Source organism: Candidatus Paceibacterota bacterium, assembly GCA_035583355.1.
GTDB lineage: Bacteria > Patescibacteriota > Minisyncoccia > Phycocordibacterales > UBA6899 > JAJZQJ01.
Genome location: DATEZQ010000012.1, coordinates 80,326 through 103,261, shown reverse-complemented (window position 1 = coordinate 103,261; position 22,936 = coordinate 80,326). Strand labels below are relative to the sequence as shown.

Annotated in this window: 26 protein-coding genes, 1 tRNA gene and 1 other RNA gene; 18 read left to right on the top strand and 10 right to left on the bottom strand. The window is 49.3% G+C overall.

Annotated features, from left to right (window positions below):
* Positions 1-7: 7 nt before the first annotated feature.
* Positions 8-643 (bottom strand): cation diffusion facilitator family transporter, encoded by a 636-nt coding sequence (locus VJ579_05180; GenBank protein ID HXK38429.1) that lies wholly within the window; start codon positions 641-643, stop codon positions 8-10.
* A gap of 124 nt (positions 644-767) precedes the next feature.
* Here VJ579_05180 and VJ579_05175 point away from each other — a divergent pair, with 124 nt between their 5' ends.
* A complete protein-coding gene (locus VJ579_05175) occupies positions 768-1,376 on the top strand; it encodes a nucleoside-diphosphate kinase (GenBank protein HXK38428.1) in 609 nt (202 codons plus the stop codon).
* Between the two features lie 483 nt (positions 1,377-1,859).
* Here VJ579_05175 and VJ579_05170 read toward each other — a convergent pair whose 3' ends face one another.
* Together VJ579_05170 and VJ579_05165 are read right to left on the bottom strand one after the other, a co-directional pair.
* On the bottom strand, positions 1,860-2,432 hold the full coding sequence (locus tag VJ579_05170; GenBank protein ID HXK38427.1) for an ATP-dependent Clp protease proteolytic subunit: 573 nt from the start codon (positions 2,430-2,432) through the stop codon (positions 1,860-1,862).
* A gap of 81 nt (positions 2,433-2,513) precedes the next feature.
* The gene (locus tag VJ579_05165) at positions 2,514-3,089 is read right to left on the bottom strand and encodes an ATP-dependent Clp protease proteolytic subunit (protein ID HXK38426.1); all 576 of its coding nucleotides are present in this window, start codon (positions 3,087-3,089) and stop codon (positions 2,514-2,516) included.
* Between the two features lie 116 nt (positions 3,090-3,205).
* On the opposite strand from VJ579_05165, the gene VJ579_05160 reads away from it, so the two are divergent.
* The 8 genes from VJ579_05160 (at position 3,206) to VJ579_05125 (ending at position 9,442) form a co-directional block, all read left to right on the top strand.
* The gene (locus VJ579_05160; GenBank protein HXK38425.1) at positions 3,206-4,579 is read left to right on the top strand and encodes an MBL fold metallo-hydrolase; all 1,374 of its coding nucleotides are present in this window, start codon (positions 3,206-3,208) and stop codon (positions 4,577-4,579) included.
* A gap of 208 nt (positions 4,580-4,787) precedes the next feature.
* Positions 4,788-5,357 (top strand): translation initiation factor IF-3, encoded by a 570-nt coding sequence (gene infC, locus VJ579_05155; GenBank protein HXK38424.1) that lies wholly within the window; start codon positions 4,788-4,790, stop codon positions 5,355-5,357.
* A gap of 9 nt (positions 5,358-5,366) precedes the next feature.
* A complete protein-coding gene (locus tag VJ579_05150; GenBank protein HXK38423.1) occupies positions 5,367-5,555 on the top strand; it encodes a 50S ribosomal protein L35 in 189 nt (62 codons plus the stop codon).
* 32 nt (positions 5,556-5,587) lie between these two features.
* A complete protein-coding gene (gene rplT, locus VJ579_05145; protein ID HXK38422.1) occupies positions 5,588-5,935 on the top strand; it encodes a 50S ribosomal protein L20 in 348 nt (115 codons plus the stop codon).
* Between the two features lie 351 nt (positions 5,936-6,286).
* Positions 6,287-7,675, top strand: coding sequence for a hypothetical protein (locus VJ579_05140; GenBank protein ID HXK38421.1), 1,389 nt, complete (start codon positions 6,287-6,289; stop codon positions 7,673-7,675).
* The gene (locus VJ579_05135) at positions 7,675-8,337 is read left to right on the top strand and encodes a ThiF family adenylyltransferase (GenBank protein ID HXK38420.1); all 663 of its coding nucleotides are present in this window, start codon (positions 7,675-7,677) and stop codon (positions 8,335-8,337) included. Before VJ579_05140 ends, VJ579_05135 begins: the two co-directional genes overlap by 1 nt.
* 10 nt (positions 8,338-8,347) lie before the next feature.
* Positions 8,348-8,596, top strand: coding sequence for a hypothetical protein (locus tag VJ579_05130; GenBank protein ID HXK38419.1), 249 nt, complete (start codon positions 8,348-8,350; stop codon positions 8,594-8,596).
* Positions 8,597-8,785: 189 nt separating this feature from the next.
* Positions 8,786-9,442, top strand: a complete 657-nt coding sequence (locus VJ579_05125) for a hypothetical protein (GenBank protein ID HXK38418.1) — start codon at positions 8,786-8,788, stop codon at positions 9,440-9,442.
* Positions 9,443-9,480: 38 nt separating this feature from the next.
* Here VJ579_05125 and VJ579_05120 read toward each other — a convergent pair whose 3' ends face one another.
* Positions 9,481-9,957, bottom strand: a complete 477-nt coding sequence (locus tag VJ579_05120; protein HXK38417.1) for a DoxX family protein — start codon at positions 9,955-9,957, stop codon at positions 9,481-9,483.
* A 349-nt stretch (positions 9,958-10,306) separates the two neighbouring features.
* On the opposite strand from VJ579_05120, the gene smpB reads away from it, so the two are divergent.
* The 3 genes from smpB (at position 10,307) to VJ579_05105 (ending at position 12,104) form a co-directional block, all read left to right on the top strand.
* Entirely contained in the window at positions 10,307-10,753 is a 447-nt protein-coding gene (gene smpB / locus VJ579_05115) for an SsrA-binding protein SmpB (GenBank protein ID HXK38416.1), read from the top strand.
* 24 nt (positions 10,754-10,777) lie between these two features.
* Positions 10,778-11,164: a transfer-messenger RNA gene (ssrA, locus tag VJ579_05110) on the top strand.
* Positions 11,165-11,558: 394 nt separating this feature from the next.
* Positions 11,559-12,104 carry a GNAT family N-acetyltransferase gene (locus tag VJ579_05105; GenBank protein ID HXK38415.1) on the top strand — a complete coding sequence of 182 codons (546 nt, stop codon included), beginning with the start codon at positions 11,559-11,561 and terminating at the stop codon, positions 12,102-12,104.
* 86 nt (positions 12,105-12,190) lie between these two features.
* Here VJ579_05105 and VJ579_05100 read toward each other — a convergent pair whose 3' ends face one another.
* A complete protein-coding gene (locus VJ579_05100; GenBank protein HXK38414.1) occupies positions 12,191-12,826 on the bottom strand; it encodes an HD domain-containing protein in 636 nt (211 codons plus the stop codon).
* A 101-nt stretch (positions 12,827-12,927) separates the two neighbouring features.
* Between VJ579_05100 and VJ579_05095 the strand changes: the two genes are divergently transcribed.
* The gene (locus tag VJ579_05095; GenBank protein ID HXK38413.1) at positions 12,928-13,341 is read left to right on the top strand and encodes a hypothetical protein; all 414 of its coding nucleotides are present in this window, start codon (positions 12,928-12,930) and stop codon (positions 13,339-13,341) included.
* Positions 13,342-13,389: 48 nt separating this feature from the next.
* Positions 13,390-13,611, top strand: coding sequence for a hypothetical protein (locus VJ579_05090; GenBank protein HXK38412.1), 222 nt, complete (start codon positions 13,390-13,392; stop codon positions 13,609-13,611).
* A gap of 25 nt (positions 13,612-13,636) precedes the next feature.
* Here VJ579_05090 and VJ579_05085 read toward each other — a convergent pair whose 3' ends face one another.
* Both VJ579_05085 and VJ579_05080 read right to left on the bottom strand, forming a co-directional pair.
* Positions 13,637-14,032 (bottom strand): hypothetical protein, encoded by a 396-nt coding sequence (locus VJ579_05085; protein ID HXK38411.1) that lies wholly within the window; start codon positions 14,030-14,032, stop codon positions 13,637-13,639.
* A gap of 101 nt (positions 14,033-14,133) precedes the next feature.
* Positions 14,134-14,514 (bottom strand): hypothetical protein, encoded by a 381-nt coding sequence (locus VJ579_05080; GenBank protein HXK38410.1) that lies wholly within the window; start codon positions 14,512-14,514, stop codon positions 14,134-14,136.
* Between the two features lie 116 nt (positions 14,515-14,630).
* Here VJ579_05080 and ftsH point away from each other — a divergent pair, with 116 nt between their 5' ends.
* A complete protein-coding gene (gene ftsH / locus VJ579_05075; GenBank protein ID HXK38409.1) occupies positions 14,631-16,844 on the top strand; it encodes an ATP-dependent zinc metalloprotease FtsH in 2,214 nt (737 codons plus the stop codon).
* Positions 16,845-16,880: 36 nt separating this feature from the next.
* On the opposite strand, the gene VJ579_05070 is transcribed toward ftsH, so the two are convergent.
* Complete coding sequence (locus VJ579_05070) at positions 16,881-17,567, bottom strand: hypothetical protein (protein HXK38408.1); 687 nt, start codon at positions 17,565-17,567, stop codon at positions 16,881-16,883.
* Positions 17,568-17,824: 257 nt separating this feature from the next.
* Between VJ579_05070 and VJ579_05065 the strand changes: the two genes are divergently transcribed.
* Positions 17,825-17,897, top strand: a tRNA-Ile gene (locus VJ579_05065).
* A 93-nt stretch (positions 17,898-17,990) separates the two neighbouring features.
* Here VJ579_05065 and VJ579_05060 read toward each other — a convergent pair.
* Positions 17,991-18,461 carry a four helix bundle protein gene (locus tag VJ579_05060; GenBank protein ID HXK38407.1) on the bottom strand — a complete coding sequence of 157 codons (471 nt, stop codon included), beginning with the start codon at positions 18,459-18,461 and terminating at the stop codon, positions 17,991-17,993.
* 154 nt (positions 18,462-18,615) lie between these two features.
* Here VJ579_05060 and VJ579_05055 point away from each other — a divergent pair, with 154 nt between their 5' ends.
* A complete protein-coding gene (locus VJ579_05055; GenBank protein HXK38406.1) occupies positions 18,616-20,046 on the top strand; it encodes a PhoH family protein in 1,431 nt (476 codons plus the stop codon).
* Between the two features lie 39 nt (positions 20,047-20,085).
* On the opposite strand, the gene VJ579_05050 is transcribed toward VJ579_05055, so the two are convergent.
* Entirely contained in the window at positions 20,086-20,670 is a 585-nt protein-coding gene (locus tag VJ579_05050) for a type II secretion system protein (protein HXK38405.1), read from the bottom strand.
* Positions 20,671-20,771: 101 nt separating this feature from the next.
* Here VJ579_05050 and VJ579_05045 point away from each other — a divergent pair, with 101 nt between their 5' ends.
* Positions 20,772-22,931, top strand: coding sequence for an ATP-dependent DNA helicase RecG (locus VJ579_05045; GenBank protein HXK38404.1), 2,160 nt, complete (start codon positions 20,772-20,774; stop codon positions 22,929-22,931).
* Positions 22,932-22,936: the final 5 nt, after the last annotated feature.

Below are 22,936 nucleotides of genomic sequence, written 5' to 3'. Positions count from 1 at the left end.
CAAGAAGCTAGTGTTGATGTGTGCAACAGTGACTTTGAGTTTTTCCTGCAGCGCGAACGATTTGTGTCGTCCAGATGCTCATCCAGATGGCAATGCCAAAGGAGAGGATTGGGTCGATGATGGGTAGTTTGGTCCAAACGATGAGCAACGTACCCATGACGACGGCAACGCTCTGTGCAAGATCGGAGAGTATGTGCACGTCGAGCGCGCGCTTGGTGATATTGTCAGCTCCGTGATCTTTGGTCACAATGCGGTGCTGCAGCCAGTTGCCCACTGTGCCGAGAGTGGCAATGGTGATGACCCAGCCGAGATCAAGGACTTTCGGCGCTTGGAGTCGCTCAATGGCCTCTTTGAACATCCAGAAGCAGACGTAATAGAGCAGTCCGCCTTGAATGTATGCACCATACTTCCTGATGTTCGCGACGTGATGTGGCTCTTTGTTACGCACAAAGAGCGCGATTCCGAGTGCGAGCCCTATTGCTCCTGCGTCCGCGAGAACATGCCAGGCATCGCCGACAAGCGCAAGACTATGGGAGCGACTGCCAACGAACATCTCCATGATGAAGATGAGGGCAGCCAAGAGAAGGACAATGGTATAGCGACGAGGCTCTGTACTGTCGTGGTGGTTGTGCGTGTGGCACATTAAAAACTCCGAAGAAGTGCAGTCTATACTCAGACTAGGGGAGTGTGGTGCTCTTGTCAAACTCGATTGCGTAAACAGTTTGGCATGCTATCATTCCGATATTAACATTTCATTTTTATTGAGTATGGACAAGAATCATCCACGCTATGAGCGTACGTTTGTGATAGTAAAACCCGATGGCGTACAGCGCGGACTTACAGGTGAGGTTGTTGAGCGTATTGAGCGCTCAGGTCTCAAGATGATCGGTATGAAGTTCATTGTGGCAACACGAGAGCAGGCTGCAACACATTATGGAAAGGACGACGCATGGTGCACAAAGGTAGGACAGCGTACGGTTGACCGAATACTTAGCGAAGGTGGTACACCTGCAAAGGAGGCGGTAGCATATGGTCGTGATGTCCTCAATGGACTTCTTGATTTTCTCACTTGCTCACCAGTCGTCATCATGGCATGGGAGGGTAACCAGGCAGTCGGTATTGTAAAGAAGATCGTTGGAGGCACAGAGCCACTAACCAGCGATGTGGGTACCATCCGTGGCGACCTCACACTTGATTCATATGACCTTGCGAACATCGATGGTCGCGCAGTGCGTAACTTGGTCCATTGTTCAGATATGGTGGAGGAGGCAAAGAGAGAACTTGCTATTTGGTTTAAGCCGGAGGAGCTCATTAACTGGAAGTCTATTCAGGAACGAATGCTTTATGATGTAAATCTCGACGGCATCATTGAGTAAATCGAAGATTTGGGCGAGCTTGCTCTCACGCTTCGTTTTGCCGCCTCGTCACCGTAGAACACCTACGGCTCCGACGGTCGGCAAAGCTCCAGCGAGAGCAATCTCATCCCAACTTTTCGATTTGAGAATACGAGGATACAAAACTATTCTCAGTCTAGAAATGCGAAAACAACCGAGCTTTGCTCGGTTGTTTTTTTGATTCAAAAATGCGGTAGTAAAAACAGCTCGCATGGAGCTGTTTTTATATGTATTGGGAATGAGCCTTAGTAGATAAGTGGGCGGCCGCAGCACGGCATCCAAGAATGACGGCGATATGAGCTAGCCCTTTGACTCGATTAGGGTTTTTCCCAATACCTATTCATAGTAACACAACCCCAGTTTTCGCAATTCACAGATAACATATATGGTAGCAGATAAAGCGAGCCTTTATAGAGCCATATTTTAGACACAAAAAGCACCCATTGGGTGCTTGAATTTTTTGATTTATATGATTTCGTCGACGAAGCCTAGATTGAGCGCTTCTTCGGCAAAGAGAGGTCGATCCTCATCCATGAGTCCCCTGATCTGTTCTCGGGTGCAACGCGCTCGGTTTTCATAGACGTCGAGCATTTGGCCGCAGCACTTTCTGAGCCCGAGCCTGAGGTCCTTAATATTTGCTGCGTTCTCAAGTGCAGCGAGCGAGAGAGGATCGTTTGAAGTTGGTGTATGAATATGTATCCAACCATGCTCGAAGATTTTTCGTACCGCGCAGCCTTGGAAGACCACTGAGGCGATGGACGTCGCTTCGTGCGTGATGACGCCGGTTGTCTTTCCTTTGTACAAGCGCAGTAGGTCGTACATGAGGAATCCTGGGAGAGTGTCCCCACCAGTACTGTCGAAGCGTACCTCGATGTCGGGACTACCCACAGCCTCAAGGAGAAGGAGCTGGTCACTCAATTTTTCAAAAGCAGCATCATTAATTTCACCAAAGATAAGAATGATTCCTTTTGCGAGTAGCAGCTGCTCTGCAGTTGCTTGGTCAGGGGGTAGGTTGCTGCGCACTGGGATATCATTCATGACTCGCTCCTGTGTCGTTCTCTCTATAGATTACGCGTTCGATATAATTTGTAAAGAAAAGCACCCCGAAGGGTGCCTGGTTTAAATGATCTCATCGATAAGGCCGAGCTTTAGAGCAAGGCCAGGAGGCAATTCCTTATTCTCGCCCATGAGGGTAGCGATGCGTTTCCGCGATACTTTCGCACGGAGCATATATGCATCAAGGATGCGCTCCGTGGAGATTTTAAGAACCTCAGTAAGTTTTTTCATTTTTCCCGCGCTGACGATATCTGCATAACTGATAGGGTTCTTCGTAAGCGCAGTGTGAATATTCATCCAAGAGTGCCGTGACATCTTACGGAGCGTGCACGCTTGCAGGATGACGGAGGCCATCGAAATTGCTTGCCCTCCAGGGACAATACCAATGATCTTGCCCTTGTAGAGTCTGATCGCATCGAACATCATGAATCCGTAGGTGACACTGCCGCCGTCGCTACTGATGTGTAGCTCGACGTCGGGACTTCCAATGGCATCAAGCAGAAGAAGATTGCCGAACAGTTTCGCATACGACTGTTCGTTGATTTCTCCCATCATGACCATCTTCCCCTGGGTGAGGAGGAGGTATTCCGCATTGTCTTGATCGGTGGGGATATTGAGGTAAGGAGTATTGCTGGTCATAGCGCCTCCCATAGTGTGCAGCTCTCTTTAGAGTACGTTCAAAAAAAGAATTGTAAACTTGCGTACACGCCCCGAACTCTGCCATAATATTGATTTCTGGGATATAATACCAGCATATGTCACACAAAGCGCGAATAGGTTTCTTCGGTGCCGTAGACTCAGTAACGGGCAATAACTTCTACTTCGAGGCACAGGGGAAGAAGATCATGATTGACTGTGGGCTTTATCAGGGGGCGCACTATGCCGACGAGCGTAATCATGCCCCATTCATGGTTGACCCAAAGACCATTGATATTTTGCTCGTGACCCACGCGCATATTGACCATGTCGGCCGTATTCCGAAGTTTGTAAAAGAGGGATTCAAAGGGCGCATTATTTCGACTGTTCCTACGAAGGAACTTGCTGACATCATGCTCCATGATACGGTAAGCATTCTTGCGCACGAGGCAACGCGCGATGGCACGGAGCCAATCTATGAGGAGTCTGACGTTGAGAAGACGATGCGTCTTTGGCACACTGAGGAGTATTATGAATCATTCCCACTGGCAGACCATCTCTCCTGTGAGATGAAGGATGCAGGTCACATGCTCGGATCTGCGATGATGTTCCTTAAGCTTGGTCGGGATATTATGGTATTCACTGGCGACCTCGGTAATTCTCCGACGCCACTCATCCGTGATACGGATTCTATTGAGGGAGTGAAGTATCTCCTTATGGAAGCAGTCTATGGTGATCGCAATCATGAGAACAGAGAAGATCGAAAGGAGAATCTCAAGAAGGCCATCATGGCGAGTGTTGCAAAAGGTGGCACACTTCTTCTTCCTGCATTCTCCATTGAGCGTACACAAGAGCTGCTCTTTGAGCTCAATGAAATGGTTGAGCATCATCAGCTTCCAACAGTGAAGATTTATGTTGACTCACCGCTAGCGATTAAGGCGACACAGGTCTATCACCGTAGTAATAAGTACTTCAATAAGGAGGTGCAGCATATCATTAAGAGTGGTGACGATGTCTTCCGTTTTCCAAATCTTTTCTTCACCGAGACACGCGCCGAAAGTATGGCGATCTGGGACCAGCATGGTCCAAAGGTGATTATGGCAGGATCGGGAATGCTTAATGGTGGACGCATCATGCATCACTTCCGTCACTTTGCAGGTGATGAGAAGACCGCGGTATTGCTTACGGGTTATCAAGCAGCAGGTACGGTAGGCCGAAGGCTCATTGATGGTGATCGTCATATTCGTATCGGCGATGCCGAAGTTGATGTGCGCGCACATCTCTCTGTGCTTAATGGTTACTCTGGACACAAGGACATGGATCACTTGGTAGAGTTTGTGGAGAAAGGCTCAGCGACACTCAAGAAAGTGTTCGTGGCAATTGGAGAACCACGCAGTACTATGTTTCTTGCACAGCGTATCAAGGATTATTTGGGTCTCGATGCAACGGTTCCTGAGCTTGGCACAACGATTGAGCTCGAGTTTGAGGATTAACAATGGAAAGTCCCCTAATTAAGGGGATTTTCTGTTTTTAATGCCAGGAGTAGGGGCCTTGAGGGCTCCGCACGGGATAAAAATGTGGCATAATTCGAAATACCAAAAATATTTCCTACATTTGCTCAAAAACTGGCGTAAATGCACGCTTTTCATTGGACAAAACTATAATTGTCTGCTATACTTTGACCACTAATTAATAATCCCCGTGAAAGAAAAAGTAAGGATAAATAACCAAATTCGTGCTCGCGACCTTCGCGTGATCGACGATGAAAAGGGAAATCTCGGTATCATGTCCACAGAGGACGCTCTTAAGCTTGCAAAAGAGCGCGGTCTTGACTTGATCGAGATCTCTCCAGAGGCCGATCCGCCTATTGCAAAAATTACTGATTATGGTAAGTTTCAGTACACTACGCAAAAGAAGGAGAGTGAAGCACGTGCAAAGGCACATGTCACGGAAACGAAGACTGTTCAGATTAAAATCGCGACTGGAGAGCACGATCTCGAGCTCAAAGCAAAGCGAATTTCTGAGTGGCTCAAGGAAGGTCATCGCGTCAAGCTGGACCTCTACCTTGCAGGACGAGCGAAATATCTCGATCCAAAGTTTCTCGATGAGCGCCTGCATCGTGTCCTTGTTCTCGTTTCCGAGGATTACAAAATAGCCGAAGCACCGAAGCGTGGACCTAAGGGTCTCTCGACCGTTCTCGAAAGAGGTAAGCCAAAAAAGGACACCAAAGACGAGAAGGACGTAAAAGTTGCAAAGGAGACAAAAGCATAAAGAACTATTATGAAGACCAACAAGTCATACGCAAAGCGTGTTAAGGTAACAAAGTCAGGTAAGGCACTCGTGCGCAAGCCAGGCATCAACCACTACAACGCTCTTGAGAGCCGTTCTACCCAGCTTAACCGCAAGGGTCGCACCGCACTCAACATGTCGGCTAAGACAGCCGCTCGTTTCCTATCGAACGTCGGATAGGACGTTATTAACCAAACTAATCACAGAAATATATGTCACGTGTAAAGCGCGGTACAACGTCCCTTAAGCGTCGCCGCAATGTGCTCAAGGCAGCCAAGGGCTTCCGCAATGCTCGCAGTACGAAGGAGGCACAGGCAAAGGTGGCACTCCGCAAGGCAGGTGTTTACGCCTTCGCTCATCGTCGCGATAAGAAGAATGATTTCCGCCGACTCTGGCAGGTGCGCATTAGCGCAGCGGTCAAGCCACTGGGAACCTCATTCTCAAAGTTCATCGGAGCAGCAGCAAAGAAGAATATTGCGCTCGATCGCAAGATTCTCTCAACCCTCGCTCAGGAGAACCCAGAGACTTTCACTCGTATCGTTAAGGAGGTAATGGCATAAAGCCATTTGCGCTTCTAAAAAATCAACGGCCTATGGCACGTTGATTTTTTTATGCCGCCTCCTGTGGCATGCGCAAATGGCGGACGTTGTGTGCAGGGTTGTTCAGCGCCGGTTATTTTCCGCGATTTGCCTTTGCTTCATTCCGCTCTGCATTCACCGTATACGCATACGGCTCATTCGCAGTGCTCATTCCAGCAAAGGCAACTAGCGAAAAATTCCTCGGCGTATGTTTAGTGAAATCTGGAACGCGTTTTATTGATGCAAGAGGGGAGAAATACTACCAGGTTACATTTTTGACATTTAGGTTAAAATATTGTAGAACTGTGCCAGATATTTCTTTTTGGAGGTTCTGTGGAAACGTGTCACGTTGCAGTTCCGATTTTGTATTCGGGAGCAATTCCCACTGAGGGGTTGCCGGTCGATGCAGAGATCGATGTGGCGATTAGCACACATCCGTGCAAGGTGCGTATTGGGCTCTTGCCCGATTCGTTTTTTCCTCTCCGCTCGGAGAAGACAACACCACTCTCGATGATGTGCATGGTCGGGGAGGAAGAGCTTCCGCTCATTTCTCCGCCCGTTGCGATCATCGAAGCTGGTCCCATTCCCTGCGATGATCCTCGTGGAAAAATACAGATCGAGGAGCTCCTTGCCGAAAACAAGGATGCCCTCGAGACCTTCGCTCAGGTGGTAGGGCTTTATGGCGTGAAGAAAGTTGTATGCCACATCACCCGCGGTGATACGCGTGCGCCTCTTCCGATGCGCTCTCCCGATGAGCTCGACATACTTTTCTTCGCAGGACCCATTGCTGCGACGCAACGTCACACTCTCAAGTCTGTTGCGGGTATCGAGTTGAGTGCAAATGGGAAAGGCATGCCCGTCTTGTTCCCGCACTGCCCGCTTCGCGGCGGAGTGGTGCTCGAGAATGATGTGGCCCTCATGCAGTACATCGATAACACAATCTACGTGCTCTTCCACCCCTCAACGCTCACTGAGCGTGGCGGCGTGTACGCAAGTACCTGCTTGCTGCAGCTCTTGCTTGACGTTGTTGTGCTCTGGTCTGAGCAGAAGTCAGGGTACGAGACAGCAAGTGATGCAGTACGTCCCGTTCTTCTCCCTATCGATGGTGATGGGGTGACCGAAGAGATGGTGCGAGCCGAAAAGAAGGTGCGCAAAGAGTGCGAGCAGGAGATTGGAGATGTACACGAACGCATACAGCGGCACGAAAAAGAGCTGCTCAAGTTGCGACGAGAGCTCCATATGCTGCAGAAGCAGTGTACGACACCACTCGTTTTCAGTGCTGCGGGGAATACGTTCGACGAGAAACATCGAGATGCCCTCCTTGAGAGTATCCGGCGTTTCGAAAAGCATCCACTTGTTGCAAAGATCGAGATCGTCTCAGGGTACGGCATTCACCTCGTGACCAATGAACTCCGCATCACCCATGAGTCCGTAACGTACCGCATCGGTACAATCGAAGCCCTCTTCATGTATGACGGCAACCTTAATGTGTGGCCGAGGGAAACCCATCATCCTGATGGCATACCTCATCCGCACATTGAGCGAGAAACGGGGATGTGTCTCGGCAACGTCTCCGACACCATCAAGCGCGCGCTTGCCGAATTCCGTTTTGGTGATGCGATCGAATTTTTCATCATTTCTCTTGAGGACGGGTATACCCATGAAAATGTGGTATTCCATCCCGTTACTGAGTGGCCTGTTGCGAGTGTAGAGGAGGTGTAATGAATCGCATGAATTTTTCCATGCAGTCCGATCTTTTTGACCCCGAGCATACCCGCACGGTTACCGTCATTGGTGTTGGTTCAGTCGGCAGCAATGTCGCCGATATGCTTGCACGCATTGGCGTCGAGCGCATGACCATCATCGATGGCGATGCGGTCGAATCGCACAACATCCCCGCGTCCCGTTTCGTTCTCGAAGACCTCGGTTATTTCAAGGCCGACATCGTGGCAAAAAGGCTCCTCGATGAAGTTGGCCTTACGGTAAAAGCTGAGCGCCGCTATTATGAGGGACAGGAGCGACTGAAGGGTTCGGTCTTTGCTTGCGTCGACACCATGTCTGCGCGAAAGAAGATCTGGTCCCAGATTAGGAAAAATCCGCTCGTCGATGTGTTCATCGATACGCGTGTCGCGCGTCGATTCTTCACGGTGTTCTGTGTGCGCCCCTCGTTACCCGAGGATATCGCGCACTATGAGCACTTTCTCTATGATGATGCGGATGCGACCGGTCAAGGCTGTGGTGCCCATGGCATCATCACCGCATCGACTATGGTCGCAGCGGAAGCAGTAGAGCGCTTGTGCGCATTTTGGTCCGATGGTAGTATCCGTGTACAGACGGAAGGTATCGTCGGTGGTGAACGTTTTTCCATCACACCCCACACCTAAGGAGGTACCCGTGAACAAACACGAGATCGACATCAGTCTGGAACAAGTTCCGCTTGAAGGGGAGACCCAGAAGAAGCAGGTCAAGGTGCCTGCGCGGGTCACGGAAACTCTCTCGACGACGGTCGGCGAGATTGCCGAGAGTCAGGGTATTTCCCTTAAGGGCAAGAATGCCTACGTCAACGGGAAGCCGGCAAAGGAAGACACGATCGTCAGCAAGGACGACACCGTGCGCTTCACCGAGCGCCCCAAGAGTTCCTGAAGTTCTTTCCATTAACTCCGCTTCGGCGGAGTTTTTTTATTGTGTTGTGGATAACTTTTGTTGACGGAAATTCTCAATGCAATATAATAACAATATTGGAGGAGGCGTTGCCTCTCTTTTTTGTCCCGAATTTTGATGGGACGAAGAAGAGATGCTGCGTCTCTTCTTTATTAGTTCTTATAATATTCTATGCAAGACAAACATACAGATTTGCATTTCATGATGGTTGCGGCACTTGTACTCGTTGCCGCAAGTGCGATATTCCAGACTGCAATCGGACTTAGTGCCGATAAGCTTAGTGCAGCACAATCGCAGCGCATGTTTGCTACTGTAGTTGCGGCTAGTGGTTCAACCGCAAATCCTAAAGTTGAGCAGTATGCTAAACAGATGCGCTCTGTAGAAGTAAATGACAATGGTCGTGCAAAGGTGCGCGGTATTGTTAAGAGCGTTGCCTCACGCGGTATTTCCGTACAGACCTGGGGTGGCGAGTGGAAGGTGGTAATCTCTGCAGTAACGAAGGTCAAGGGTCAACAGGGAAAGCTTGATGCTGCTGCAATAAAGGAGGGCGATTATGTATTCATTGAGGGTATTGCAGAAAATTCTGGAGCACCCGTTATTGCTGCTCAGGCTATTGTTGACTATACACTCTACCGTTCGCCAGGAAGTCCAGAGGCGGCAAAGCGCGCCACGGCGCCTGTATTGCCTATCGCTCCTGTTAGCGCTCCCATGAAGGCAGTTGCAGCTCCGGAGCAGACTTTATCGGTCACTCCTCCGGGGGTTGTTGAAGTCATCTCACGTGGCGATACGGAGTTGCGGAAGGAGGTCATGCAAAAGTCTATTGAATAGTTCATGCAAAAACACAGCCCGTACGCTGTGTTTTTTGTTTATGTGCCAAGTGGGTGGCTTTCTGCGTCGACGCCTCCTTCCCGAAGTGAACGAGCCGTGCGTGCATAGCGCTTTGCAAGCACGATCTTGCCAGGCCCAAGGAGTCCGATCGCGGTGCTCGCTGCAAGGATAAGTAGCGCATATTCATAGCCACCATTTTCGATGAAGAAGCCACGACTTCCATGAACGACATATATAGACCCAAGTGCAATAAGTGCTTGCGCTACTGCGGCAACTTCAACGACGAAGCCTGCAAGCATCATGATTCCCGTAATGAGTTCAATGAGTGCAAGGATGAGCCCAAATATGCCAGGAGCCCCGTATGCAACAAAGGTATCAAACGTATCATCAACGTAGGCAATTTTGATTGCTGCGTGCGCAACAAAAATGAATGCAAGCACGAAACGAAGGGTGAATATTGCGATATCGAACTTGTGCGTGCGCACAAAAAGTTTGTACTGCTCGAGTTTTTCCATACAAAAAGTTTAACCTTTAATCCCGCGATCACTATGCTTTACGCGAACCCCATTGCCTGCGCGATTTTGCATTTTAATCTTATTGTCCCATTTCGGCGAGTGGCATTTTGCACAAAACTTGGGAAGTTGTACTCTCGGAGTGTAAGTCGTGAGACAGTTGGCGCATTTGATCTCACGATAGGGAATGAAATTTTTGCTCATAGTAAGTTTATTACTTTACTATAGTATAGCATGAACTCATGCATGAATGATAGTAGGTGAGGGGATAACTCTCTGCGCATACACGCGAGCTGTTGAGTGAAAAATTCATATTCCCTATTCATCAAATATACGTTAGTATATGTCTGCAATGGCCAATCTGATCGAACATAAACGAGTGCGTTTTGACTACGAAATCCTTAATACCTTTGAAGCCGGTATGGAGCTTTTGGGTGGGGAAGTGAAGTCACTCCGTGCGCATCATGGGAAATTAGAGGGTGCACACGTAACCGTGCGCGGCAAGGAGGCGTTTCTAGTGGGTATGGAAATTCCACCCTACCAGGCACAGCCAGTTGCGGAAGGTTATGAGGCGCAGCGTAACCGACGACTCCTTTTAAACAAGGCAGAGCTTCAGGAATTGGAGGAAGCTGAAGAAACGAAGGGGTTGACAATAGTGCCAATTGCAGTGTATAATAAAGGGCGAGTTATTAAGGTTTCTATCGCAATCGCCAAAGGAAAGAAGAAGGGCGACAAGCGTGAGACAATCAAAAAGCGTGAAGCGGAGCGAGAGATCGCTCGCGCCATGAAGATACGCTAGGTAACTTAACCATGTTTCAAAATTGGGGATGACTTGGCTTCGACAGGTCGATCCGTAATGAATAGTGCGCGCCGGAGATGCCGATTACCTCCGCAATCATATCGGTAAACCATAAGTGCAAACAATCGCACCGGAGTTGCTTCACCATATTTTGGTGCCAAGGACTTCTCATTCGCATACGCATAGTCGTCAGCGACGTGGCATAGGGAGGACTCCTTATAGGCTCTATCCCACGATCACTTCATAAGGATAGGTATCGTACGCACGTTACGATTTCCGAAATTCAGTGCTCGTATTGAGTGAGTTTTGTTTCTTTTCTATCGCTCTCTACTAAACCTTAAAGAATCTACGCTCGTAGAAACATTCATTACTTCGATTTGGACGGGGGTTCAATTCCCCCCATCTCCACAAAATGACCACCCGAAAGCGAAAGCTTTCGGGTGGTTTCATTTTGCAGAGATTGGGGGGAATTGAAGGGCGGAGCCGGTGCTACTGCCGCACCGGCGCAGATTTTATCCGAGCTTCGCTCGTGATAAATCCAGCCGTGCGCGCAGTCGGCGAGTCCTGGCCCTACTCGCACTTAGTATTTTGCGAGTGCGCGAAGCAAAATACTTAGTGACGAAGGGGCGATTCCCGAATCATATTTCGTGCACTTCCGAGTGCCCAATGAGGTAAAAACGCGAAGTGTTTTTCGCCTCCCTAATGCATCGCAATCTTCTTAGTGACTTGTGGGTCGATTCCTAAACGCAATTGACTAAATATCAAATTCTGGCACTCTAAGTTTCGTAGCTACTTTGGGCCTATTATGAATATCGATACTCTCAAAATCTCACCTCTTACTCCCGCTGATGTTCCTGAGATTCAGGACCTTCTTTATCGTTCTTGGCTCGCTACGTATCCCAACAAAGGTGCTGGTATAACGGAGGATGATATTAATGATTGGTTCAGTGGTAAAAATTCTAAGGAAGGCATTGCAAGGACAATAAAGAGTGTTGAAAATAAGCATGAAAATTTTAATGCATTGGTTGCAAAAATAGATAATAAGGCTGTTGGATTTTGTGCAATGGGGAAGCACCTCGATTACAATCGGCTTGCAATGCTCTACATTCTTCCGGGATATTTTGGTCAAGGAATTGGTCGGTCTATGTGGGCTGCCATACAATATTATGCAGATTCTTCTAAACCGACAATTCTTGAAGTTGTTCTATATAATGTAAGAGCAATAAAGTTTTACGAAAGTCTTGGTTTCGTTGATACAGGCAAGAGGATTACTGACCAGAAAAATAGAATGAAAAGCGGTGCCATTCCTCCTGAAATGGTCATGCGACGCGAACCCACCATGGTACTCTAAAAAGTTTAGGCAACTCATTTCGGTTGAGTGGTATTTAATTTCAATTTTTCCCACATCAAAAAACCCGGCTACTGCCGGGTTGTCTTCTATCTCAATATCCTCGCCTCATACAGCGCATGGATCAACTTCGTCCTATCCGTATTTCCCTCGAACATCCGCTCCTTTATGGCATCTGCATTAAGGGTTTCACCCTTATCTTCGCGATGCAATGCATCATAGTAATCCGCGATCGCAAGGATTCTTCCGTATTCCATGATGAGCAATTTATTCGCTTCATCGTATTCATGGAGCGGGAAGGGGAGCTTCTTCGGATACCCATTCATTTGGAAGCGGTGATGGAGTACAACGATCTCTGCGGTGAAGTCGAGTCGGCCACGCAGGATGCGATAGCCATCCATGACATGCGGTCGCATACGTGCAGCATCGCCCCCGTGCCAGCCACAGGTCTTTCCGAGCACCTCGGTCGGACTTTGTACCTTACCGAGATCGTGGAGTGCGCCCGCAAAGAGGAGCGGTTTCTCCTCATGGTGAAGGAATCTGCCGATTTCACGGCAGAGTAGCCCGACGCGGAGCATGTGCAAATAGTGCTTATGCGTATGCTCATTCTTTTCGCGCAGTTGTGCAAGTAGTGCATCGATCGTCCGCTTGTCCTCGGGACGTATGCTGACCTCATCGCATGCGAGGTCAAAGAGAACTTCTGTTGTGTGCGTTTTTGTGCGCATCAAACCTCCAATGTATCTTCGCTCACATTCTCACACTGCGCCCCCATTGTCAATTTACTGCTTTTCCATTAGTCTAACCTTAGAATCTTTAGGAGGTACTTATGGGCGCAGCGCGCTTACACACGCATCCGAAGTCTGGAAAGTCAATCTACGGAGAGCTCATCCAGCCGGGCACCAAGCTCACCGAGAGCGATGTACATCCGGCTGAAAACGGTAACTGGGAGCGATGCGAGTGGCCTGGCCTCAAACTCTGTAGCGGCTGCGAAGTCATCTGGGTACGACCTGTTGTGCATACACTTCCTGATGGATCTGCTCCCTCGCCGACGCATCATGCGCATCCCGCGTCGCTTGCGTATGTGTATGGAACACTCATCAAGCCGTGCACTGTACTGCTTGCGACCGACGTGTATTCTTCGTCTGATGGAAAGTGGGAACCGTGCCCTTGCCCCGGCGTCGTGCTTGAGTGCCTCTCTGACAACGTTGTGTGGGTCCGTCCAGCTGAGGAGCCCAAGTAATATTTCTAAGCCGAGCATTGCTCGGCTTTTTTGTGTTATCATCAACATATGTCCATCCTCCAGCGCATGCGCGAGATTCCACCCTCACTCAAGAAAATTCTCGGAGTCGTTTTCATTGTAATCGGCTTGCTCGCACTTGTGACCCCACTTACCCCAGGTTCTTGGATTGCACTGCTTGGGCTCGAATTTCTTGGCATCCGTTTCCTTTTTCTTGATAAGATTTCTTCATGGTGGAAATCACGAAAGGAAATCAAAACTGACTCAAAATGAAAAACCGCCAGGGGCGGTTTTTGTTTTATCTGAGGCCAAGCTCTTCGAGTCCCTTACCCTCGAGCTTCCCATCGGGACCCTTATAGATGACTGCGAAATTGAAGAACAGGCGCTCGTTGGGTTCGAGGTGTACTGCATAGATGAGCCAGAGCGCAAACCACGACTTCGGACCCTTGTAGATCTTTGCTTCAGTCGTGGTTCCCGTTTCAGGATAGAAGGTCTTCTTCTTCTTGATCCACCCAAAGAATGCGGAAGAGATAAATACAACCGGATCTTTGTGATGAATTTTGCCGGGACAGTGAGGTAGATTCATGTCGGCGAATTCTGAATCAATCATGCAAAGTGCACGATTGAGGGTTGTGCTCTCTGCTTCTATTCCAATGAGTGTTTGGCAGCTCGGGCAGTAGAGAGGGATAGCCATGACCGCTCCTTTATTTGTGCTTACTGCTCCAAGACAACCATATTCTTCTTTGTGAGTCAAATAAAAAACGGGAGCGATGCTCCCGTTTGTGGTGCCATGGGTTAGTCCCAGGCGATTTCCTTGAGGCTGCGGATGGCCTTGCGCTCGAAGCGGCAGCGCTTCTTCTTGATAGGCCGGAAGGCTTCCTGGCCGCTGGTGTGCGAAGTCTTCGTCGCGAGACCACGTTCGAGAAGCTCTTCGGGGTTATCCTTGCGGAACTCGCCGGCGCGGGGAGCTTCGATCTGGATCATCTGCACATGTCGGCGGGTGCGCTTGCGATGCAGCGACGGCTTGTGCGCGGGCTGTTCGTTGCTGGTTTCGCGGCGTTCCTTGTGGAGTTCGCGCGTGTGGGCGGTGTCGGCGCAGTCGCAGAGCGTGCAGTAGCGGTGTTCGACGTCTTCGACGAGAAGATTGTTGGTGGAGCTGTTTTGATGCATGCGCATCCTCCTGTGGTTGTTGGGAAAGAGCAGTGTAAGAGCCAGTATATGCTTTGTATGAGTACTGTCAATGATATAAACACCTTACGCGCCAAGAAACTCCTGTGTTATAATTGCCACATATGCAGCTACCAAACCCAATGAAAAAGGGGCAGGGTGAAGATGGAAATGGCAAGCAGCCGCAGCTTCCGACCCCCGCTCCTTTTCTTTCGAATTTGTTGACCTTGATTATCGTATTCCTCCTCTTTGCTTGGGGATATTCATATTTTACGGATCATCGTAAGACGGCAGATAATAGTGTCATTCCGCTTTCGCAGCTTGCTCTTGATATTCATCATCAGGCAGTGAGTGAAGTGAAGGTAGATGGTGACGCACTTACCGTTATCTATCACGAGAGTGATCCCGCTACAGGAAAGTCTATCGAGAAGACTGCAAAGAAAGAGCTCGAGTCATCACTCACTGAGACGTTCAAGAACTTCGGCCTTACTGCTGAGGATCTTGCGACATTCAAACTCACGCTTGTAGAGCCATCTGGATTTGGATATTGGTTCATGGCACTTGCGCCATTCCTTTTCCCTATACTACTTCTCTTTGGAATTCTTTGGTTCATGACGAGACAGTCAAAACAAGGAGGTCCAATGCAGGCATTCTCATTTGGTCAGAGCAAGGCACGCATCATCTATCCTGATGATACTGCGCAGCGCATCACCTTTGCAGATGTCGCAGGTGCGAAGGAGGCGAAGGAGGAATTGCGAGAGATCGTGGATTTCCTTAAAGAGCCGAAGAAGTTCCTCGATATTGGTGCGCAGATTCCAAAGGGTGTCATGCTCATGGGCGCACCAGGAACAGGAAAGACGTTGCTTGCGCGTGCAGTTGCAGGTGAGGCAGGGGTACCATTCTTCCATCTCTCTGGTTCGGAGTTCGTTGAAATGTTTGTCGGAGTCGGCGCAAGTCGCGTACGTGACCTTTTCCGTCTTGCAAAGAAAGAGGCTCCCGCCATCATCTTCGTTGATGAAATCGATGCCGTAGGTCGTGCGCGTGGTGCAGGTATGGGTGGTGGTAATGATGAGCGCGAGCAAACGCTCAATCAGATCCTCGTTGAGATGGATGGTTTTGAGCCAAACGAAAAAGTTATCGTCATGGCTGCAACGAATCGCCCTGATGTGCTCGACACTGCGCTGCTCCGTCCCGGTCGCTTCGATCGTCGCGTGACGCTCGATCTTCCTGATCTTGCGGACCGTGAGGAAATTCTCGGCGTCCATGTACGTAACAAGAAACTCGCAGAAGATGTGGTGCTGCGTACGGTTGCAGAGCGTACACCTGGATTCTCAGGGGCTGACCTCTATTCGCTCGTGAATGAAGCAGCAATCTTGGCTGCGCGAGAGAATCGCAAGCATGTCGCACAGTTCGACTTCATTCGTTCGATAGAGAAGGTAATGATTGGTCCAGAGCGTAAGAGTCATATTCTCTCTGAGGATGAGAAGAAGGTGACTGCGTATCACGAGGGAGGTCATGCACTTGTTGCATCACTGCTTCCGTATGCTGATCCTGTCCATAAGATCTCAATCATTTCTCGTGGCCATGCTGCGGGTTATACACTCAAGCTTCCCACAGAGGAACGTCGTTTCCATACGCGTAACGAATTTCTCGATGATATTGCAGTGTCACTTGGGGGATATGTCGCTGAGGAGATGATGTTCGATGACCTTACTACTGGTCCATCAAATGATCTTGCGGTTGCGACAAATCTTGCACGAGACATGGTTTCGAAGTACGGCATGTCCGCACTCATTGGGCCCGTTGCCTTTGAACAAGGTGGAGTACCGATGCTTAACCGCAGAGGATATGACGGTGATTACTCTCAAGAGGTTGCATCTCGCATAGACTCTGAGGTGTCGCGTATCATGAATGAACAATTAAAGCGCGTGCGTGCACTTCTTGCGCAGTATAAGAACGTACTTGATGCAATCGCGACTGCACTTGTGGAGAAGGAGACGATGGAGCGTGAAGAGTACGAGCAGATTCTTATTCTCTCAGGCATTCGTCCAAAGAAGCGCCATGGTGAAGAAGCATATTTGATTTCGCGTAGCGGTATTGCTGGTGTAGCGAAGCCAATCGCACCCGCAAAAAATGAGCGCACGCAGGTCATTAAATCTGCCTCAGTGGATGAAGTACCTACTCCAGAGGCGGTAGAGCGCGCACCAGAGGAGCACGTCATCCCTCCCGGAGAACAACCGGTCGTACCTGTTGTACGTCATGATTCAGTGGAACACACTATTACCCCAAATGCGTCACGAACGCAAAAGCGGGTGAAGCGTAATGATATGAATCAATAATAAAAAATAACCACTCACATGAGTGGTTATTTTTTATTATGCCTTCTTTGCTTGGAACGTGAAGTAGCCAAGGATGAAGATCGCTACAGGGATGAGTGTGTTCTGGACATAAGGAGTTGCAGAACAGATCTGTGCTGCCTTATCTGAGTTGCTGAGGAGTGCATTGTTGCATGGAATGCCAAGGAGCTGTGCTGCAGAAAGGAAGAAGATCATCATTGCTGCGATAGAAGCAAAGATGTAGCTTGCGCCTGTGTTTGGTACACGTGCTGCTGCGAAAAGGAAGATAAAGGTCAAGATTGGCATGCCAAGTGCGATGGTGCCTGGACCAGTGAGTACCTGCTGCATTCCTGGAACCATAGGAAGGAGTGCGATTGCGGCCATGAGGAGTGCAATCGCAGCGATTGAATGGAGGAATACTCCAACCGCGGTTACTTTATCCTTTGAGAACCAGTAGCCAAGTGCAAATGCTGCTGCTGGAACGATTGCATACAGAACTTGTGTTGCGCTACCGAGTGAGCCAAATGCCTTTGCAATGAAATCCATGAGTGGCAATGTAGCGAATGCTGCTGCAAAGAGAATAATCTCCGCTGCGGTTACCTCGCGTGCAATCTGTGCTGCGAACTCCTTTGTGATGCGCGTAATAGCGAGCTCCTTAGTGAGACTCTGTGCGACTGATGAGGTTTCGGTCACCTCGTCGCGTGGGGTTTGAATGTCATTTTCCATATGCCATTAGTATAACATAAAATACTATGGAGGATGTATGGGTGTGGATTGGGAGGGGATTCAGGTTGCGAGGTTTGCGTATTCTGCTAAACTACAAAGCATCCAAGAGAAATCGAGGTATTCTTTCGCAAATAAGGTGCAGCGTCTTACTGGAAAACGGTAATGTATGCATTACCGTGAGTTGATTTGCCTCGCGGTGGCGAGACTGTGACCAGCAACATCGCCTGGCGTCATTGTCCGCCCTTTCTCAAATATATCCGCCCTTAGCTCAGTTGGTAGAGCGGTCGTCTTATACACGACTGGTCGCAGGTTCGAGTCCTGCAGGGCGGACAAAATGGCCGATGTTATACACGGCCGGTCGCACGTTCGAGTCGTGCTGGATGGACAAAATAACCAAGGAAATGCGAAAGCATTTCCTTGGTTTTATGTAGACCCTTTCTTCCCATACAGCTTTTCCCACAACGCCGGATCATGCTCCTTCGTAATGGATTCCATCGGGTCTATGTATTCTGGGCGTTTGTATTGAATGCCGCTTCTATCATTCGCTTTTACTTTTTCCGTGAACGAATGTATGAGCTTTGAGCATTGCGTCGCGAGATCCTTTAAATATTCAAATGTTTCAATATTTAAATATCCGATATCAAGCCCTGCATAGAGCTGCGCACGTACTTCACCCGCAGACCCTTTTGCGATATAGAGATAATTAATAAATTCATTTTTCGTTCCCCGCTCGAATCCCTCCGCAATGTTGCTCATGACCGAAACACTCGCTCTCTGTATTTGGTCTTTGTATCCACCATCGCGGCATTCTCGTAGTGCGATATATACACCCTTGGTAAGTAGGCGTGCTTTTTGCCACATAGCGAGCTCTTCAAAGTTGTGGATGGAAGACATGGTATAAAGAAGTATACCACAGTGTCTTTTTAGCTATACAAATTATCCCTTGCCAGGTTCGGTGATGGTGGTAGAACTAATGCAGTAAATCGTACTTTCCCAACAACCCCGCTGAGCCACAGTAGTGACCAGCGCTTTCTAGAGGATTCCGACCATGCCCAAGACTCCGGCCGCTGATCGCAAGAAGTTGTTCGTTCTCGATACGAATGTGCTCATGCACAATCCGCTGTCTCTATTCCATTTCCAGGACAATGATATTTTCATCTGCCTCCCGGTTATCGAAGAACTCGACAACAACAAGAAGGGCGGCACGATGGCTCAGCGCCATGCGCGCATGTCCGCAAATTCGCTGGACCAGTTCCGCGCGATCGCCGTGAGGGAAAAACTTCCCGCTACCGCAGGAATCTCGATCACCGAACACGAACGTGCGGGCGATGCCACCGGCAAGATCTTCTTCCAAGACGTGCGCGTGCGCGTCAGCCTACTCGAATGTTTCGACGAGCGCAAGAAGGATAACCTCATTCTGAGCATCGTCGATGGGCTTCAGAAAGAAGCCCGTTTCCAGGACCACAAAATCATCGTGGTATCCATGGACACCAACTTCCGCATCAAGTGCGGACTGCTCGGATTCGTCGCCGAAGAATATTCGACGGGCGCAGTTTTCGATGACAGCGTGCTGCTCGGTTCTGGTGTCGAAGAGCTCCCGATTGGGTATTTCCAAGGTCTTGACTTCAGGACCGAGAACATCAACTCGATCGAGCACTATTTCCTGCCACCTGATCCGCGTTTCCTGACCGGCAACTTCGCCATCTCGGCCGATCCCGGCGCCCCTTTCAAGAGAGCATTCGTGCTCTCCTCTACTGAGGTCGGCGTCGAGCTCGTCACGGTCTGGTCGTATTCAAACGGCCATCGCGTCTTCGGCCTCAAGGAAAAGAATCTGAGGCAGGGTTTGGCAATGTGGGCACTCATGAATCCGGAAATCGACATCGTGGTGCTCAACGGATTGCCTGGTTCAGGCAAGACACTCCTCTCTCTCGCCGCAGGTCTCGAACAGACTGCTGAAGGAGGGGATCGCCCTGAGCGTTACGACGAAATCAATATCATGCTTTCCCAGGATGTCGTCGGGCGCAAGGAGCTCGGATTCCTCCCCGGAGACGTGGGGGATAAGCTGAAGCCGTGGATGGCCCCGTACGCGGACAGTCTCGACGTGCTCTTCGACCCTGATGATGGCGTGCGTAACGTTACTCGTAAGGCTACCGAGGAGGCCTACATTACCTCCGAAGCAATCGCGCATGAGCGCGGACGGACGAGGCATCGCCGCTATGTTATTGTTGGCGAAGCGCAGAACCGAACTCCCCAGGATATCGAACTGCTCATTACTCGTGCAGGAAAGGGTACGAAGTTCGTTATCGAAGGCAACCTCGCGCAGATTGACGAGACCGCCTACGTTTCCGAACACACGAGCGGGCTCTCGTTCCTGATCAGCAGGTTCCGCGGCACCACTCGTTTCGCGCACATCACGCTCGAGAAGTCGGAACGCTCACCGCTGTCCGAAAAGGCGAGCCAGTTGCTCGCGATGAAGTAGTACAACACGAAAACACGCCCCCAATTGGGGGCGTTTTCTTTATCTTGTTGTTCTCGATATCTGATAGTAGATATTTCCTCCACTCGCATTCGCCCACTCGAACTGTATGTGTCCACAATATTTCGCTTGCGCAGAATAGAGATTCGCTTCAGTAGTCTCGTCGATAGCGGTTTCAAGTTTCTCGTATGCGGTGTACGGAGCATCAAGCACATAGATGATAACCCCATCGGTTTCACTCGTGCAGTCCGTTTCGTCTGTCCCATTATTACTGTATGCCCACTCTTTTGTAGGATCAAAAGGGAATGAGGTCTTTGTGGTCATGTAATCACGAATAGACCAGACATTGGTGGGGTAGAGTTCCGTGTAGATCCAAGGGTTGATGATTGTCGTACTCGCGCATGCAGCCGAGGTTGTCGCTTCCAGCGGCCAGCATCCATACTTATCATAGATAAGATTAAATGCCGTTTCTATTTGATGTACCTGTGCAATAGTCTGCGCAACCTTCGCCTTATCTTTTGCGGTCCTCAGTGTTGCAAGGACGATGGAGGAGAGTAGGGAAATGATCGCGATGGTGACAAGGAGTTCAATGAGCGTGAATCCCTTTTTTCTATTTGTACAGTCCATAATGCAACAGTATAGCATGTACTTTTATCACAAAATGCCCAGAAACGGCTATAAATATATATAGCTAGAGAATGATTGCCGTCATGTATAATAGGATTATCATGCATCCCGATGACCCGATTTCAAAAACTGGCCGTATTGCTCCCGCTCAATTAACTGCACTAAAGCGCTTAGGAATTTTGACGGTCCGCGATATTCTCTATCATTTCCCAGCGCGACATGTCGATGCAGGGAAGGCTACCTCCGCAGATCTCGCTGCGCTCGGTACACGTGTCAGTCTTTACGGACAAATCGAAAAAGTAGAAACGAAGAAAAGTTTCCGTAGCAAAGTCCCAATGGGTGAGGCGACAATGCGCGAACTTTCGGGAAAGATAAAACTCGTATGGTTCCATCAACCCTATATGGCAAAGCTTGTTGCGGTCGGCGATAAGGTGCGCGCATCAGGGGAGCTTTCGCAGAGGAGTGGAGTCATGACACTTATTAATCCGGAGATTGAAAAGATCGCCGAAATTCCCAATGGACTTGTTCCTTCACTTTTTGCCGATGGTGGCCTTGCGAGTGATGATCGATTTTTCCCTGTCTATCCAGAGACTAAGGGCATCACTTCGACATGGATCTATCATAAGATCAAAAAGATCCTCGCCTCTGGTGTTGCAGATAGTATTGTTGATCCAATACCCGAGGAAATTCTCGCCCGTTATAATCTTCCACCTCTTGGAACCGCACTCATTTGGCTGCATACGCCACGTGAGCTCAAGCACGCAGAAGTTGCACGCAAGCGTTTCGCATTCGAGGAGATATTCCTTATTCAACTCGAGCGCTGGAAGGCACGTATGGAGTATGCCGCATCACCTTCATGGAAAATTGATATTCCCAAAAAGGATGTTGCGAACTTTGTGAAGTGTTTTGGATTCCCACTGACGGATGCACAGCAAAGCGCAATTGATGGAATCTTTCATGACTTTGCCTCAGAGCATCCAATGCTCCGCCTTCTTGAGGGAGACGTGGGCTCAGGAAAGACTGCAGTGGCTGCTGCGACGGTGTTCGCAGCCATCAAGACACGCCCACCGCAGCAGAACTTTGGCACACTTCAGGTCGCCTACATGTGCCCAACAGAAATTCTCGCGGGGCAGCACTTCGAATCATTCATTAAATATTTCGTCGGTACAGGGATTCAAATCGCGCTCATGACGGGATCAGGCTGTCGTAAATTCCCCTCAAAAGTGAATCCGAGTGGTTGGACCGATATATCACGCACGCAACTCCTTAAGTGGGTGGCCAATGGCGAGATTGCCGTAGTCATCGGTACACATGCACTCATGACTAAGACGGTGGAATTCGAACATCTCGCCTATGTCATTATTGATGAGCAGCACCGCTTCGGCACCAATCAGCGTGCGAAACTTTTGCAGAAAGATGGGCGTATCCCGCATCTTTTGTCGATGACGGCGACGCCGATTCCGCGTACGCTTGCGCTTACGCTTTACGGTGATCTCGACCTTACGTTACTTGATGTGATGCCGAGTGGACGTAAGCCGATCATCACGAATGTTGTCGCGCCACAAGATAGAGAGAACGTCTATCAACATATGCGGGAATTGATGACCGAGGGCAGGCAGGCATATGTCATTTGTCCTCGCATTGATGAGCCAGATGAGGCAAAGGAGGGAGCCTTGCAGATGCGTAATGTGAAGTCAGAAGCCGAGCGTCTCCGAAAGTCCGTTTTTCCTGGAAAACGCATTGGCATACTACATAGCAAGATGAAACCTGCGGAAAAAGATAAGGTGATGGATGAGTTTTCGAAGCACAAGATTGATATTCTCGTTGCAACGAGTGTCGTCGAAGTCGGAGTGAATGTGCCGAATGCAACGATTATCCTTATTGAAGGCGCTGAGCGTTTCGGTCTTGCGCAGTTACATCAATTGCGTGGTCGCGTTATTCGCGGTACACATCAGGCGCATTGTTATTTGTTTACTGAGTCAAAGACGGGAAAGACACTCGAACGATTAAAAGCCATGACGACTGCGAAGAATGGCTTTGAACTTTCTGAAATGGATCTTATGCTCCGCGGAGCAGGAGAGCTTGGTGGTGGAAAGCAGTGGGGTATCTCAGATATTGGTATGGAAGCCATCAAGAATATCAAGATGGTGGAAGCGGCACGCAATGAAGCGAAAGCGATGCTTGCTGCAGATATCAATCTGAAAAAGTATCCTACAATTCTCGAAGTGCTTGCTGCACGCGGGCAATCGCACCATGAATAAAAACC

What these genes read in the sequence shown, in the direction of transcription:
- VJ579_05180 (HXK38429.1), bottom strand. Translation starts at nt 643, where the DNA reads ATGTGCCACACGCACAACCACCACGACAGTACAGAGCCTCGTCGCTAT.
- VJ579_05175 (HXK38428.1), top strand. Translation starts at nt 768, where the DNA reads ATGGACAAGAATCATCCACGCTATGAGCGTACGTTTGTGATAGTAAAA.
- VJ579_05170 (HXK38427.1), bottom strand. Translation starts at nt 2,432, where the DNA reads ATGAATGATATCCCAGTGCGCAGCAACCTACCCCCTGACCAAGCAACT.
- VJ579_05165 (HXK38426.1), bottom strand. Translation starts at nt 3,089, where the DNA reads ATGACCAGCAATACTCCTTACCTCAATATCCCCACCGATCAAGACAAT.
- VJ579_05160 (HXK38425.1), top strand. Translation starts at nt 3,206, where the DNA reads ATGTCACACAAAGCGCGAATAGGTTTCTTCGGTGCCGTAGACTCAGTA.
- VJ579_05150 (HXK38423.1), top strand. Translation starts at nt 5,367, where the DNA reads ATGAAGACCAACAAGTCATACGCAAAGCGTGTTAAGGTAACAAAGTCA.
- rplT (HXK38422.1), top strand. Translation starts at nt 5,588, where the DNA reads ATGTCACGTGTAAAGCGCGGTACAACGTCCCTTAAGCGTCGCCGCAAT.
- VJ579_05135 (HXK38420.1), top strand. Translation starts at nt 7,675, where the DNA reads ATGAATCGCATGAATTTTTCCATGCAGTCCGATCTTTTTGACCCCGAG.
- VJ579_05125 (HXK38418.1), top strand. Translation starts at nt 8,786, where the DNA reads ATGCAAGACAAACATACAGATTTGCATTTCATGATGGTTGCGGCACTT.
- VJ579_05120 (HXK38417.1), bottom strand. Translation starts at nt 9,957, where the DNA reads ATGGAAAAACTCGAGCAGTACAAACTTTTTGTGCGCACGCACAAGTTC.
- smpB (HXK38416.1), top strand. Translation starts at nt 10,307, where the DNA reads ATGGCCAATCTGATCGAACATAAACGAGTGCGTTTTGACTACGAAATC.
- VJ579_05105 (HXK38415.1), top strand. Translation starts at nt 11,559, where the DNA reads ATGAATATCGATACTCTCAAAATCTCACCTCTTACTCCCGCTGATGTT.
- VJ579_05100 (HXK38414.1), bottom strand. Translation starts at nt 12,826, where the DNA reads ATGCGCACAAAAACGCACACAACAGAAGTTCTCTTTGACCTCGCATGC.
- VJ579_05095 (HXK38413.1), top strand. Translation starts at nt 12,928, where the DNA reads ATGGGCGCAGCGCGCTTACACACGCATCCGAAGTCTGGAAAGTCAATC.
- VJ579_05090 (HXK38412.1), top strand. Translation starts at nt 13,390, where the DNA reads ATGTCCATCCTCCAGCGCATGCGCGAGATTCCACCCTCACTCAAGAAA.
- VJ579_05085 (HXK38411.1), bottom strand. Translation starts at nt 14,032, where the DNA reads ATGGCTATCCCTCTCTACTGCCCGAGCTGCCAAACACTCATTGGAATA.
- VJ579_05080 (HXK38410.1), bottom strand. Translation starts at nt 14,514, where the DNA reads ATGCGCATGCATCAAAACAGCTCCACCAACAATCTTCTCGTCGAAGAC.
- ftsH (HXK38409.1), top strand. Translation starts at nt 14,631, where the DNA reads ATGCAGCTACCAAACCCAATGAAAAAGGGGCAGGGTGAAGATGGAAAT.
- VJ579_05070 (HXK38408.1), bottom strand. Translation starts at nt 17,567, where the DNA reads ATGGAAAATGACATTCAAACCCCACGCGACGAGGTGACCGAAACCTCA.
- VJ579_05060 (HXK38407.1), bottom strand. Translation starts at nt 18,461, where the DNA reads ATGTCTTCCATCCACAACTTTGAAGAGCTCGCTATGTGGCAAAAAGCA.
- VJ579_05055 (HXK38406.1), top strand. Translation starts at nt 18,616, where the DNA reads ATGCCCAAGACTCCGGCCGCTGATCGCAAGAAGTTGTTCGTTCTCGAT.
- VJ579_05050 (HXK38405.1), bottom strand. Translation starts at nt 20,670, where the DNA reads ATGGACTGTACAAATAGAAAAAAGGGATTCACGCTCATTGAACTCCTT.
- VJ579_05045 (HXK38404.1), top strand. Translation starts at nt 20,772, where the DNA reads ATGCATCCCGATGACCCGATTTCAAAAACTGGCCGTATTGCTCCCGCT.